This is a genomic window from Streptomyces sp. TAA204 (genome assembly GCF_000424965.1).
The window spans coordinates 16,468-30,180 of sequence record NZ_AUKW01000025.1 but is presented as its reverse complement, the minus strand read 5'-3'; the positions used below and the strand labels follow the sequence as shown (position 1 = coordinate 30,180).

General features: G+C 72.6%; 13 protein-coding genes. 9 read left to right on the top strand and 4 right to left on the bottom strand.

What is annotated here, in order from left to right:
• The first annotated feature begins 28 nt into the window (after positions 1–28).
• Complete coding sequence (locus H343_RS32550) at positions 29–727, top strand: sigma-70 family RNA polymerase sigma factor (RefSeq protein ID WP_106958931.1); 699 nt, start codon at positions 29–31, stop codon at positions 725–727.
• Positions 728–945: 218 nt separating this feature from the next.
• Here the strand turns inward: H343_RS32550 and H343_RS0123805 are convergent, their stop codons facing one another.
• Positions 946–2,214, bottom strand: a complete 1,269-nt coding sequence (locus H343_RS0123805) for a cation:proton antiporter domain-containing protein (RefSeq protein ID WP_028433173.1) — start codon at positions 2,212–2,214, stop codon at positions 946–948.
• A gap of 330 nt (positions 2,215–2,544) precedes the next feature.
• Between H343_RS0123805 and H343_RS0123800 the strand changes: the two genes are divergently transcribed.
• Positions 2,545–3,048: a hypothetical protein gene (locus H343_RS0123800; RefSeq protein ID WP_028433172.1), complete on the top strand. Its 504-nt coding sequence runs from the start codon at positions 2,545–2,547 to the stop codon at positions 3,046–3,048.
• Positions 3,049–3,128: 80 nt separating this feature from the next.
• Here H343_RS0123800 and H343_RS0123795 read toward each other — a convergent pair whose 3' ends face one another.
• On the bottom strand, positions 3,129–4,331 hold the full coding sequence (locus H343_RS0123795) for a cysteine desulfurase-like protein (RefSeq protein WP_028433171.1): 1,203 nt from the start codon (positions 4,329–4,331) through the stop codon (positions 3,129–3,131).
• 402 nt (positions 4,332–4,733) lie between these two features.
• Between H343_RS0123795 and H343_RS0123790 the strand changes: the two genes are divergently transcribed.
• From H343_RS0123790 to pabB, 3 genes are all read left to right on the top strand, one after another.
• Complete coding sequence (locus H343_RS0123790) at positions 4,734–5,045, top strand: hypothetical protein (protein ID WP_028433170.1); 312 nt, start codon at positions 4,734–4,736, stop codon at positions 5,043–5,045.
• Entirely contained in the window at positions 5,042–6,310 is a 1,269-nt protein-coding gene (locus H343_RS0123785; RefSeq protein ID WP_051265920.1) for an MFS transporter, read from the top strand. The genes H343_RS0123790 and H343_RS0123785 overlap by 4 nt, the downstream gene beginning before the upstream one ends.
• Before the next feature lie 233 nt (positions 6,311–6,543).
• Positions 6,544–8,652, top strand: coding sequence for an aminodeoxychorismate synthase component I (pabB, locus tag H343_RS0123780; protein ID WP_028433168.1), 2,109 nt, complete (start codon positions 6,544–6,546; stop codon positions 8,650–8,652).
• Between the two features lie 47 nt (positions 8,653–8,699).
• Here the strand turns inward: pabB and H343_RS32545 are convergent, their stop codons facing one another.
• A complete protein-coding gene (locus H343_RS32545) occupies positions 8,700–9,158 on the bottom strand; it encodes an ATP-binding protein (protein ID WP_037904919.1) in 459 nt (152 codons plus the stop codon).
• Between the two features lie 114 nt (positions 9,159–9,272).
• Between H343_RS32545 and H343_RS0123770 the strand changes: the two genes are divergently transcribed.
• Genes H343_RS0123770 through cobM form a run of 4 tightly spaced genes read left to right on the top strand, consistent with a single transcriptional unit; the run spans position 9,273 to position 12,408 of the window.
• Positions 9,273–10,097, top strand: coding sequence for a helix-turn-helix domain-containing protein (locus H343_RS0123770; protein ID WP_028433167.1), 825 nt, complete (start codon positions 9,273–9,275; stop codon positions 10,095–10,097).
• A complete protein-coding gene (locus tag H343_RS0123765; protein WP_028433166.1) occupies positions 10,094–10,303 on the top strand; it encodes a DUF397 domain-containing protein in 210 nt (69 codons plus the stop codon). The genes H343_RS0123770 and H343_RS0123765 overlap by 4 nt, the downstream gene beginning before the upstream one ends.
• Before the next feature lie 60 nt (positions 10,304–10,363).
• Entirely contained in the window at positions 10,364–11,644 is a 1,281-nt protein-coding gene (locus H343_RS0123760) for a bifunctional cobalt-precorrin-7 (C(5))-methyltransferase/cobalt-precorrin-6B (C(15))-methyltransferase (RefSeq protein ID WP_028433165.1), read from the top strand.
• On the top strand, positions 11,641–12,408 hold the full coding sequence (gene cobM / locus H343_RS0123755; RefSeq protein WP_028433164.1) for a precorrin-4 C(11)-methyltransferase: 768 nt from the start codon (positions 11,641–11,643) through the stop codon (positions 12,406–12,408). The genes H343_RS0123760 and cobM overlap by 4 nt, the downstream gene beginning before the upstream one ends.
• A 98-nt stretch (positions 12,409–12,506) precedes the next feature.
• Here cobM and H343_RS32540 read toward each other — a convergent pair whose 3' ends face one another.
• On the bottom strand, positions 12,507–13,712 hold the full coding sequence (locus H343_RS32540) for a cobalt-precorrin-5B (C(1))-methyltransferase (RefSeq protein ID WP_078506071.1): 1,206 nt from the start codon (positions 13,710–13,712) through the stop codon (positions 12,507–12,509).
• Position 13,713 lies beyond the last annotated feature (1 nt).

Genomic DNA, 13,713 nt, shown 5'->3' with positions numbered 1-13,713 from the left:
TACGGTGCGCGGTGCGGGGAGGAACGCCATGCCTGAGAAAGCGGACGCCGAGGCGACCGCCTGGGCCATGGCGGCCCGCGCCGGGGACGAGGAGGCCGCGCAGCAGTTCGTACGGGCGACGCAGCTCGATGTGCGCCGATACGTGATTCACCTGAGCGGTGACGCGCAGGCCGCGGACGATCTGGTGCAGGACACCTACCTGCGTGCGCTGCGCGGCCTTCCGGGCTTCGAGGGCAGATCCTCGGCCCGTACGTGGCTGCTGACGATCGCCCGCCGCGCCGTGGCCGACCGTATCCGCACCAGCTCGTGCAGGCCGCGGATCGCGGGTACGGACGACTGGCAGGCGGCGGTGGAGAGGCGGCAGCCGTGCGGCCTCCCGGGGTTCGAGGAAGGGGTGGCGCTGAGTGAACTGCTGGCGCTCATCGGGGCGGAGCGGCGTGAGGCGTTCGTCCTCACCCAACTGCTCGGGCTGACCTACGCCCAGGCCGCGGGGGTGACCGACTGCCCTGTGGGGACCGTGCGTTCACGGGTCGCGCGTGCACGCGAGAGCCTCGTGCTGCTGCTGCGGGCCGCGGAGGAGGACGGTGCGGCGAAGGAGCAGCCTGCCGGCGGTGCGAGGACCGGGGCGGAATCCCGGGGGAGGACGGGAGCGGCCTCGCAGCCGGCGTCGTCGTCGTCCGCGGCTGCGGGCCCCGGCCCGGCCTCCCCGGTCCCGTCCGCCGCCTGACAGGCCCCGCGGATGCACGCGGGGCACACGAGCACGCACCCGCGTGCTCGTGTGCCCCGCTTCGCGTCCCCGCCTTCCGCGCTGCGTTCCCCGCTTCTGCGCCGGTGGTGCTCCCGTGCGTAACTCCCGGCCGCTGCGGGCGACGTACGGGCGGCAGCCGGTTCAGCGCGAGGCCGTACGGCCCCGGAGCGCCAGGGAGGGTGAGGGATCGCGACGGATCACGAGGGCTGCTCCGGCTCCTTGTCCTTACGGCCCGGCTGCTGCCCGTTCCTGCCGAGCGGAATCCGCGGCCCCCGGCCGTCGTCGGGGATGCCGACCAGTTCCTCGACGTCGAAGATCCGCGCGATGGGTACGTCGGTGCTGCTGTGCGCGACGATGGAGAAGGCGATGGTGACGGCGATCAGCGTGAACGCCTCCTGCCCCTGCGGGATGCCCGCCTGGAGTACCAGCAGGCCGTACACGACGGAGGCGAAGCCCTTCGGCCCGAACCAGGCCGCCGTCAGTTTCTCCCTGCGGTCGAACTCGGTTCCGGCGAGCGACAGCAGCAGCGTGGCGGGCCGGATGAGCACGATCGCGAGGACCGCGACGAAGTAGCCGCCGACCGAGAGGTCGCCGAAGAGCGCGGGCGTCAGCAGCGCGCCGAACACGAGCAGCGCGGCGAACTTCGCCAGCTCGGCCAGCGATTCCCCCAGCGGCCCGAAGGCGCGGGCCGACTCGGGCGCCACGGTCACCAGCACCGCTCCCGCGCTGAACGCGGCGAGGTAGGGGTTGGCGTGAGTGAGGTGACAGGTGGCGTACAGCGTCGCCCCGGTCGCCAGGGGGAGGAGCGGCTGAAGCTTCGGCTCCGCCCCCAGCACCGGCAGACGTGCCAGCCCGTGCACGAGCAGCGGCGCCGCGACGCCCGCGCCCAGACCGAGCGCCAGCTCGAAAGCGATCGAACCGAAGGACGCCTCCGCTCCCCGGGCGGCGGGCCCGGCCGCGGCGATGAAGATGAGGACGAAGGGCAGGGCCAGCCCGTCGTTGATCCCGCTCTCGATGTTGAGGAGCTGGCGGAGGCGGCCCGGGACCTCCTTGCGTCCGATGATGGCGGAGGCGAACACGGGGTCCGTGGGGGCCAGGACGGCACCCACCAGGAACGAGGTCGTCCAGTCGAGACCCGCCAGGAAGTGGCAGATCAGCGCGATGCCGAGGAAGGCGAGCGGCATGCCCAGGCCGAGCGCGCGGGCGGGATTCCGCCAGTGCCGCCGCAGTTCGGGGAAGGAGACGTGCATGCCGTCGGTGAAGAGCACCGCGAAGAGGGCGAGGTCGGCGGTGACGGCGACGATGTCGCTGCGGGGCGAAATGTGCACCAGCCCGAGAAAGCCGTCGCTGACGAGTGCCCCGCCGATGAGGAAGAGCAGCGAGGTCGAGAGCACCGACCGCGCGGCGAGACCGGAGAGAAGAACCGCGACCAGCAGAGCCACGCCGAAGACGGCAACAAGAATCACGTCATGCACCTATCGAGTCGTCCCGCGAGCATGCTAGTGCCGCTGCCGGCGGGGACGTGCGACGGGGCAGACCTCGCCGGGAGAGGCACAGGCCGACGTTCGGGACGTCCGTGTTCCCAGTGCCCCGCCGGGTACGGCGGAGCCGGTGCGGTCGGCGCTGCGGACACGATTGTCGCCGTTCCGGCCGCGCGCCTGTATGCGTGGTTCCGGCACCCGCGGAGGCGCGAGATTGCCGGAACCTGGAAGTGCGGACGCGGTGACGGGCCGCGAGCATGGGATCTCCAGGTATGGCGCCGACCGAGTGACCCGCAAACGAGCGCCTGCGAATGCGTGACGGTGAAGGACGCGATGGTCGGCGACGAGTCCCGTGAACGGTGCAGAAACCCGCGCCAGTTGCTGTGGGTGGACGCCGCCGACTACGCGGACACTCCCTCGCGTCCGGTGGATCCGGCTCCGCTGCGACGGCTGTTGACGTCCTGGTCGGTGCCGGGCGGCACCTGGGACGAGGAACTCCTGCGCGCGGTCGCCGACGACGCCGAGGACGGGCCGATCCACCTGGTGCGCCTGCTGGCCGCTCTGGAGTCGGCGGCCCGGGAGACCGGCGGCAGCCTCTCCCGCGTCACCGACACCCCGGCGGTCGTCGGCATCTGCGGCGGGGCTCTCCACCACCTCGTCGAGGTCATGAACTCCAGCGGTCCCAGGGCCGCCACCGCGACTGCTCGCAGACTCGGCGCCGAGTCCCGGCGTCGGGCGGTCACAGCCCTGGCGCCGCAGTGGCAGGCGGCGCTGCGCGCGCTCAGCGTCCCCCTCGACGACCTGAGGTACCGGGACTGAGGGTGACGCGGCGGCCTGACGGGGGCGGAGGTGCCCGAAGTCCAGGCCGCGCTACGCGCTCTGCCCGCGCCGCGCCGGGTTCACTGCAGGAAGTCGGCCAGCCCCTCCAGCAGCCTCTCGACGTCGTCGGCGTTGTTGTACGGGGCGAGGCCGACGCGCAGTCCTCCTGTGTCGCCCAGGCCGAGCCGCCGGGAGGCCTCCAGGGCGTAGAACGATCCGGACGGCGCGTTCACGCCGCACTCCGCCAGGTACCGGTAGGCGTCGCGGGTGTCCCGGCCGTCGATGGTCAGCAGCACCGTCGGGGTGCGTGCCGCCGCCCGCGAGTGCGTCGTGACGGCCTTCAGACCGGACAGCCCCTCCTCGATGCGGCCCACGAGCGCGTCCTCGTGCTCCTCCAGGGCGGCGAAGGCGCCGGCGAGGCGTTCCCGGCGTGCTCCCTCGCGTTCCCCGCCCAGACCGGCGAGAAAGTCGACGGCAGCGCGGGCGCCCGCGAGCTGGGGATAGGGCAGGGTGCCGAACTCGAAGCGCTCGGGCACCGCGTCGGGGGACGGCAGCAGCTTGTCCGGTGCCAGCTCCTCCAGGAGCGCGGGGCTGCTCGCGAGGACGCCCGTGTGCGGGCCGAGGAACTTGTAGGGGGAGCAGGCGAAGAAGTCCGCTCCGAGCTCCTCCACGTCGACGAAGGTGTGCGCGGCCAGATGGACACCGTCGACGTACAGCAGCGCGCCGGCGTCGTGGACCAGCCGGGAGATCTCCGCGACGGGCGGTCGGGTTCCGATGAGGTTCGAGGCGCCGGTCATGGCGACGAGCCGGGTGCGGTCGCTGAGGACCGCCCGGATGTCGCCGGCCGTCAACTCGCCGCTGTCCGGGTCGAAGTCGGCCCAGCGCACCGTCGCCCCGGAGCGCTCGGCTGCCTGCACCCAGGGGCGGATGTTGGAGTCGTGGTCCAGGCGCGTGACGACGACCTCGTCGCCGGGGGACCAGCTCTTGGCCAGCGTCCGGGAGAAGTCGTAGGCGAGCTGGGTGGCGCTGCGGCCGAGCACGATCCCGGAGGGCGGTGCGCCGAGCAGGTCGGCCAGTGCCTCCCGGGCCTCGGTGACGAGGACTTCGGCGTTGCGCTCCGCCGGGGTCAGGTGTCCCCGGTTGGAAAGCGGGCCGGTGAGGGCGTCGGCGACCGCTGTCGCGACCGGGCGGGGCGTCTGTGTCCCTCCCGGCCCGTCGAAGAAGGCCGATCCGCTCGTCAGGGCGGGGAACTGGGCGCGCACGGCGCTGATGTCGTACGTCATACGGACTCCCGGCGGCGGGTGGACGGGTCTGTCGGGCGGCTCTCCGTCCCGGTGCGGGACCGGCGGCGTGCAGATCAAGCATCAGCCGTGGCGGCGGGTTTGACCAGAGCCGGCGGACGCGTTCGGCCTGGGGTGCCGGGCGGTGTCGCGGTCCCTGGCCCTTGCGAGGCGACCGGAGACCGCCATGTGAACTGCGCCACACGGCACATGGGGGCGCCGGCATGCCGCACCGGCCGTGACCCAGGGGTGCACCCTGCGTCACCTGGGGAGACCGTCCGCGTCCGGAAGTGCCGGACGGGCGCGCCCGCCGCGGCGGCACGGGGCGCGGGGGCGCACCTGTTCCACTCGGGGCAATATTCTTGTCTTTCCGGCGTGTCAGGAGGTCGAAGGGGGAGCCCGCCGATGGTGAGCGGCTACGGCGTCTCCGCGCTCGTCGAGACCGAGGACCGGGAGCTTCCCGGCTCGGTGATACGCACCCCGGACCGCGTGATCGCCTGCGGCCTGCGCTGCGTGCCCCGCGGCGACGGAGCGCCCTGCCCGGGCGCCGCCAGCATCATCCCGCCCGTGCCGGGGCGCTGCGCGGCCGTCGGGGACCCGCAGTTCCTCCTCGGCTGCGCCGTCGGCCAGTCGCACACCGACCTCGCCGAAGGCGCCCTGACGCCGGTGCAGGTGGGCAAACGCCCCGTGCCCGCCTGTACGGAGGACGCCCGATGACGGCCGGCGCTCCCGCCCGGGAAGCCGGAGAGCAGACGAAGACCGGTCCGGCCGTGCGTCCGCTCGCGGTCTCCTACGTCGTCAGCTACGTGGGCGACGGCATCTTCTACGTCGTCGCCGCCCTCTACTTCACGCGCATCGTCGGCCTGGACCCCATCCACTACGGTGCCGCGCTCACGGCGTCCTGGACGGTGGCGATGGCGCTCAGCGTGCCCGCCGGCCATCTCGCCGACCGGTTCGAGGCGCGTACGGTCACGGTGGCCATGCTGTGCACGTCCGGGCTCGCGCTGGGCGTCTATCTGCTCCGGCCCAACCTGATCGTCTTCTGCGTCGTCGCGTGCTTCCTCGCCACCGCCACGGAGGGCGCGAACTCGGCGCGCTCGGCGCTCATCGCGCGCATCTTCCCCGCCGATCAGGTCACCAGGGTCCGCGCTGTGCTGGTCTCCTGCTCCAACGGCGGGCTCGCCGTGGGTGCCGCGATCGGTGCCGGGGTGCTCGCCGTGGACACCGCGCCGGCGTACATGGTGGCCTTCGCCGTCGACGGCCTGTCCTTCTTCGCCGCCGGTCTTCTGCTGCTGCGTGTCCCGCGCCCGGCACGCGCGGCGGCGTCCGGCAGGGATGAGGCCGAGGACCCGGGCGGCAACTCCCCCTTCCGCGTCTTCCGCGACCGCGGCTACGTGGTCGTCGGCGCCCTGAACGTGCTTCTGGTGCTGCACGTGCCGCTCATCGACGTGGCGCTGCCGCTGTGGGTGGTGCGGGAGACCGAGGCTCCGGCCTGGATGATCGGGGCGGTGTTCGTCGTCAACACCGTCCTGGTGGTGCTCTTCCAGTACCGCGTGGCCAAGGGCATCAGGAGCATCGACGACGGACTGCGCAGACTGCGGGTCTCCGGGGTGCTGCTCTTCGCGGGAATGGCCTTCTACGCCGTCTCCGGCATGCCCAGTTCGCCGCTCGGCGCCGCGCTCGCGCTGCTGGTCGCCATCGTCGTGCTCACCGTCGGCGAGATGCAGCAGACGGCGAGCATGACGGAGATCAGCTTCCGGCTGGTGCCGGACCAGAAGTACGGGCAGTACCAGGGCTTCTTCGGTATGGGCTCGACGCTCTCGGAAGCCGTCGCGCCCCTCGCGCTGACGTGGCTCGTGCTCTACCAGGGCACGCTGGGCTGGCTCGTGCTGGGCGGCGTCATCCTTGTCGCGAGCTTCGTCATGCGGGCCGGTGTCGCTCTGGCCCGGCGCGACCCCCTCGTCCGCGAGAACGCCCGGTGAACGGCCCCCCGGAGAAGGCCCGTCCTGCACCCTTCTTCCGGACGGAGGAGCACGGCGCTCTATCCTGACGACGCGGGCCGCGTCCTGGCCTCCCACCGCGCCACCCTCGACGGCCTCGACCGCCGGCCCCTCGACGGCCTCGTCGAACGCATGCGTGTGCGCAGGGAGACAGCCAGGCTCAAGAGCAAACACGAGATCCCGATGGTGTCGCGCATCGCAGCGGGGGAGAGACCATGAAGGTCGTGCTGATCGACAACTTCGACTCGTTCACCAACAACATCGCGCAGTACCTGTACGAAGTCAGCGGCCACTTGCCGGTGACCGTGCCCAACTCGACGCCTTACAGGCATCTTCCGCTCCAGGCGGCCGACGCCGTCGTGCTCTCGCCCGGACCCGGACGCCCCTCCGAGAAGGCGGACTTCGGGGTCTGTGCGGAGGTCGTCGCCCGCTGCCGGCTTCCGGTGCTCGGGGTCTGCCTGGGCCACCAGGGCATCGCCGAGTTCTTCGGCGGCACCACGGCACACGCCCCCGAACCCGTGCACGGCGTCGTCGACACCGTCACGCACACCGGCACGGGACTCTTCGAAGGACTGCCCCAGGACCTGCCGGTGGTCAGATACCACTCACTCATCAGCACCGCCCTGCCGGAGGAACTGGAGGCCGTCGCCTGGAACGCGGAGGGCCTCGTGATGGCCCTCGCCCACCGGGAACTGCCGCTGTGGGGAGTGCAGTTCCACCCGGAGTCGATAGAGACGCAGGGCGGGCACCGCCTGCTGGGCAACTTCCTGGAGATGGCGTCCCGCCACGGGCGGCACGGCGCGGCGTCCCGGCCCGGCCCCGCCGGGCGCGCCTTCGAAGCGGTGGGGGGCCCGACACGTCTCGCGCTGCGGGCGGTGCCGCTGCCGGGCGCGGGCACCCCGCAGGAGGAGTTCGCGCGCCGCTACGCCGGCGATCCGTGCGCCTTCTGGCTCGACTCGGAGAACAGCGAACACCCCGGAGCCCACCTGTCCGTCATGGGCGGCGGCAACGACGGCGGCGCCGTCTCACTCAGCTACGACCTGGCCTCGCGCACGCTCGCACTCGAAGGGCCCCGGGGCCGCGCGAATGTCGAGGGCGACCTCTTCGAACTGCTCGAACAGGTCACGGCCGCGGTGGAGTTGAAGGTGCCCGACGAGCGGGAGTGGCCCTGGGCGTTCAAGGGCGGCCTGGTCGGCTACTTCGGATACGAACTGCAGGCACTGACGAGCGGCGCGGAGCGCTACCGCTCGACGACGCCCGACGCCTGGTTCCTGCACACGCGGGAGTTCCTGCTCTTCGACCACCGGGCGGGCCGTACGTACCTGTGCACCTCCGACTCCCCGGGCGAGGCACCCCACGAACCGGACGCCGACGGCGCGGCGGCCGGGAGCAAGGGGACGGCCGCCGCCCGGGTCAGCGGCGAACGGGACGGGCTCTGCCCGCAGGGTGCCGCCTTCCGGCCCGGCCCGGTGCACGAGTCGCTTCTCGAACTGCGCGACGACGAGGCGGGCTACCTGGACAAGGTCAAGCGCGCCCAGGAACTCATCCGCGACGGCGAGAGCTACGAGGTGTGCCTGACCAACCGCGCGGGCGGCATCCCCGTCGCCTCCGGGCAGGACGTCTACAGGCGTATGCGCCGGATCAGCCCCGTGCCCTACGGGGCGTACCTCCGCTTCGGGGACACCGAGATACTCAGCTCCTCGCCGGAGACGTTCCTGCGGGTGGACGCCGAGGGCGTCATCGAGTCACGGCCCATCAAGGGCACCCGGCCGAGGGGCGGCACAGCCGCCCAGGACGAGGCGCTGCGGCGGGAGTTGAGGGCGTCCGTGAAGGACAGGGCGGAGAACCTCATGATCGTCGACCTCGTCCGGCACGACCTCAACGCCGTCTGCGAGCCCGGCAGCGTCCACGTGCCGGAGGCTTTCGCCATCGAGAGCTACTCCTCCGTCCACCAGATGGTCTCCACCGTACGCGGCCGGCTGCGTCCCGGGCGCTGTGCGGTCTGCGCCGTGCGCGCCTGCTTCCCCGGCGGGTCGATGACCGGCGCCCCCAAGAAGCGGACGATGGAGATCATCGGAGATCTGGAGGGCGAGGCACGCGGCATCTACTCGGGGGCGCTGGGCTGGCTCGGCTTCGACGGCTCGCTGGATCTGAACATCGTGATCCGCACCGTCGTCGTCGAGGACGGCGTCGCCTCCTTCGGCGTCGGCGGTGCGATCACCAGCAAGTCCTCTCCCGAGGAGGAGTTCGAGGAGATGCTCGTCAAGGCGTCCGTGCCCTACGGCGCGCTGCGGGGCGGCCCCGAGGCGCAGTCCGCGCGGTGACGGGCGGGGCCGGGCCCGGGCGCGTCGGACTCCCCGGCCGCGAGGAGTCACCACGACGCCACTGAGCTGCCGCCGGAACGGGTCGGACGGCCCAGCCACAGCTCACACCACACCGTCTTGCCCGGGTGGCGCTCGTGGACGCCCCACTTCTCGGCCAGTGCCGACACCAGCAGCAGGCCACGGCCGCCCTCGTCCTCCCCGCCCGACCCCGCCTCACGCACGTCCGACAGACCGGGCCCGCTGTCGTGCACCTCCACGCGCAGCAGGTCGCCGCTTCCCTCCAGGTCCAGGTGCAGGCGCAGCCGGTATCCGCGGCCCGGCGGGACGCCGTGCACGAGGGCATTGGTCGCCAGCTCGCTCACACACAGCAACACATCCCCGGTGCGGGCCGTCACGAGCCAGTCCGACAGCGCTCGCGCGGTGAATTCCCTGGCCGCGGGCACGGAACGGCGCTCCCGGCGGAAGAACGCCTCACGGACGCAGAGGAGTTGCATGTCGTCATTCATGTGCCGACTGTCACAGCACGTCACTATGCTGTGCCAGTGAGTCAGGCCGTACGGACGTGGCGTACGCCGCGCCCGATGCCCGTGTACGACACGGGGCGGGGAACGGAGAGACGCGTGCAACCGCTGAAGAAGACCAAGAAGTACTCCTCCTGGCACGTCATCGGGGCGCAGCTCAGCCAGTTCCGCAAGGCGGCCCGCATCACACAGCCGGTGCTCGCCGAGCGGTTGTGCGTCCACGAGGACACGATCGGCTCCATCGAGCAGGGCCGCCGCCCGCTCAAGCCCGATCTCGCCGCTCAGCTCGACGAACTCCTCGACACCAAGGGCGTGCTCGCCGTGGCCGTCGCCAACGTCCCAGAACGTGAGCGGTTCCCGGCATTCGCCCAGGACTTCGTCGAGCACGAGCAGGAGGCCGTGACCCTGCTGTCGTACGAGAACCATGTCGTGCCCGGCCTGCTGCAGACGGAGGAGTACGCCCGTGCGGTCTTCTCATGTCTGTATCCGCCCATCGGTGAGGAGGAGGTCGAGGAGTGGACTTCGGCGCGTGTCGACCGTCAGCGGATCTTCGGGCGGAAGCCGTGGCCGCCGATGATGAACTTCCTGCTGGAGGAGGTGGTCCTGCACCGTCCCATCGGCGGACGGGACGTGTCGCGCGAGCAGCTCAGTCATCTGCGGCGGTGCGCCGAACTGCCCTTCATGGGACTCCAGATCATGCCGACGGAGAAGGAACGCCATGCTGCTCTGGACGGGCCCATGGTGTTGCTGGAGACACCCGATCACGATCACCTCGCCTACATCGAAGGACAGCGGATCAGCTTCCTCGTGGACGATCCCGACGAGGTCAGTGCCTATCAGCAGAAATATGGGATGCTGCGCTCGCAGGCTCTCAGTCCCGAGGAGAGCGTGAGATTGCTGGACGGTCTGGCGGGAGGGTCATGAACGGCACGGCACGCGCGCGGAGTTCCGAGTGCCTGAGGTGGTTCAAGTCCAGCTACAGCGGCAGCGAGGGCGGCAACTGCGTGGAAGTGGCTTCGTCTCCCCAAGAGGTGTTCGTACGGGACTCCCGGCGCATGGCCGGCCCCGTGCTCACGGCAACACCTGCTGCCTGGGCGGCTTTCGTACGCTTCGCGGACGGGACGCCCTGACCGGCACGGCCGAGGACCTGCCCGCAGGAGGGCGCGAGCCCGGCCAGTAGGGTGCCGTCTGTGACCAGCGCGGATTCCGCCCCGTCGGCGGCAGTGACGGTCGTCGGCGTCGGCGCCGACGGCTGGAGCGGGCTGACCACCGGCGCGCGGGACGCGCTGCGGCGGGCACAGGTCGTCATCGGCGGCGCGCGGCAGCTCGCGCTGCTGCCGGACGAATGCCCCGGGGAGCGCGTCGCCTGGCCCTCACCGCTGCGTCCCGCCGTCCCCCGGCTGCTCGCCGAGCACGAGGGGCGGCGTGTGTGCGTGCTGGCCAGCGGCGATCCCATGTTCTACGGCATCGGCCGGGCGCTGGCCGAAGTCGCCGGCCCCGGGCGGCTGTCGGTGCTGCCGCATCCCTCGTCCGTGAGCTACGCGTGTGCCCGTCTGGGCTGGCCGGTGGAGGAGACAGAGGTGGTCACCCTCGTGGGGCGGCCCGCGGAGAGTCTCGCCGCCGTGCTGCACGAGGGGCGCAGGGTGCTGGTCCTCAGCGCGGGGGCCGGGACGCCCGCGCAGGTCGCCGGGCTGCTGCGGGAACGCGGCTTCGGGCCGACGCCGATGCGCGTACTGGAACAGCTCGGCGGTGAGGGGGAGGGGCAGTTCGCGGGGACCGCCGAGGAGTGGACGCGTCCGCCGGGCGATCCGCTGAATGTGATCGCCCTGGAGTGCCGCTCGCAGGGAGAGCGGCCCCGGCTTTCCCTCGTGCCGGGTCTGCCGGATGAGGCGTACTCCCACGACGGTCAGCTCACCAAGCGGCATGTGAGGGCCGTGACTTTGGCCGCGCTGGCGCCCGCGCCCGGCGAGACGCTGTGGGACGTCGGCGGCGGCGCCGGTTCCGTCGCCGTGGAGTGGATGCGTGCCCACCGCAGTTGCCGGGCGGTGTGTGTGGAGCGCGACCCGGATCGGGCCTCGCGCATCGCCCGCAACGCCGGGACGCTCGGAGTGCCCGCGTTGCACGTCGTGACCGCGGCCGCGCCCGGCGCACTGGCCGACCCCCGACTGCCCGTCCCCGACGCCGTGTTCATCGGCGGCGGGCTGACGGCACCGGGTCTGCTGCGCGCCTGCTGGGACGCGCTGCCGGACGGTGGGCGTCTCGTGGCGAACGCCGTGACGCTGGAGTCGGAGGCGGTGCTGGCCGACGGGCACCGCCGCTTCGGCGGTGAGCTGTTCCGGCTGGCGGTCTCGCAGGCCGTCCCGGTGGGCGGCTTCACGGGCTGGCGCCAGGCCATGCCGGTCACGCAGTGGTCCGTCACCAAGTCCGGGCAGCGCGGGGATCTCCGCGACGCGGGAGGAGAGGAAGCATGACGGTGTACTTCGTTGGGGCCGGTCCCGGCGCCGCCGACCTGATGACCGTGAGGGGCGTGCGGACACTCGCGTCCTGCCGGGTGTGCCTGTACGCGGGAAGCCTCGTTCCCCGCGAACTGCTCGCCGAATGCCCGCCGGACGCCCGGCTGGTGGACACGGCACAGCTCGACCTGGACCGCATCACCGAGGAGTTGGTGCGTGCCCACGGGGACGGCCACGACGTGGCCCGGCTGCACTCGGGCGACCCGTCGGTCTTCAGCGCGGTCGCCGAGCAGATGCGGCGGCTGGACGCGGCGGGCGTGCCCTACGAAGTGGTGCCGGGCGTACCGGCCTTCGCCGCCGCGGCGGCGGCACTGAAGCGTGAGCTGACCGTGCCGACCGTCGGGCAGACGGTCGTACTGACCCGCGTGGAGGGCCGCGCGACCGCCATGCCCGAGGGCGAGGACCTGGCGACGCTGGGCCGCAGCCGCGCGCTGCTCGTGCTGCATCTCGCCGCCGGCCACGTCGAGCGGGTGGTGGAGGAGCTGCTGCCGCACTACGGGCCCGACTGCCCGGCGGCCGTGGTCGCCATGGCCAGCCGGCCCGACGAGATCGTCCTGCGCGGCAGTCTCGACGGGATCGCGGCGCAGGTGAAGGAGGCCGGCATCGCGCGTACGGCCGTCATCATGGTGGGCAGGGCGCTGGGCGCCGAGCACTTCCGCGACAGCCATCTCTACTCGCCGGACCGGGAACGCCCGCACGCCGCCTGCGACGGCGGCGCCTGAGGGCGGCGCCGCCGCCCGGCACGTGAGGCCGTGGGCCGCCGCCAGGGCGACGGCCGCGGGCGCGTCTCCGGCGGGTGCCGCCGCTCAGGCCGGCGGCGTCAACGCGGATCGGAGCGGCCCACGATCACCCCGGCGCGGTCGATGCAGATGACGTCGACGGCGACGGGCGCGCCGCGCAGTACGCCGATGGCCTGGTCGCGGGCGGCGGCGGCGACGAGATCGCCCAGCGGCACGCCCGCCGCGGCGCACAACTGGAGTGCCTCCAGGCCGGTGTTGGCGGTCTCCACGGCGGTGGCCAGCGTCTCGCCGGCGCCGCCGTCGCGCGCGAGGGAGGCGAGGAAGCCCTTGTCGACCTGGGAGCGTCTGGAGTGCAGGTCGAGGTGGCCCGCGGCCAGTTTGGACAGCTTGGCGAAGCCGCCGCACACAGTGAGGCGGTCGACGGGGTGGCGGCGGATGTACTTGAGCACCGCGCCCGCGAAGTCGCCCATGTCGAGCAACGCGTCGTCCGGCAGGCCGTATTCGGCGGTGACGGTCCGCTCCGACGTCGAACCCGTGCAGCCCGCCACATGGGTGCGGCCCGCCGCGCGCGCCACGTCGATGCCGCGCCGGATCGAGTCGATCCACGCGGAGCACGAGTAGGGCACCACGATGCCCGTGGTGCCCAGGACGGACAGTCCGCCCAGGATGCCCAGGCGCGGGTTCCACGTGGAGCGGGCGATCTCCTCGCCGTTGTCGGCGGAGAGCGTCACCTCGGCGTCCGCGGTGATGCCGCGCCGCGCGGCGACGTCCGCCAGGTGGTCCCGCATCATCGTGCGCGGCACCGGGTTGATCGCGGGCTCGCCGACGCCGAGGGGGAGTCCGGGGCGGGTGACGGTTCCCACACCGGGCCCGGCGCGGAAGACGATGCCGCTGCCGGGCGGCAGTGCCCGTACGGTGGCGCGGATCAGCACGCCGTGGGTGACGTCCGGATCGTCACCGGCGTCCTTGACGACACCCGCCATGGCCTGCCGTTCCGTGCCGCCCTCGCTCAGCTCCTCCACGGCGAGGGCGAAGGCCGGCGTCTGGCCCTTGGGCAGGGTGACCGTCACCGGGTCCGGGAAGTCGCCCGTCAGCAGGGCGGTGTAGGCGGCCGTCGCGGCGGCGGTCGCGCAGGCACCGGTCGTCCATCCGGGCCGCAGGCCGGTGTGTTTGAGTTGGGCGTCGCGCCCGCCGCCCGCGGGGGCGTCGCGTCCGCCGCCGTGTCCGCCGTCATGGCCACCGCCGTGAGCGGCGGGCTCCCGCGGTTCCGGTCCAGCACCCGTCACG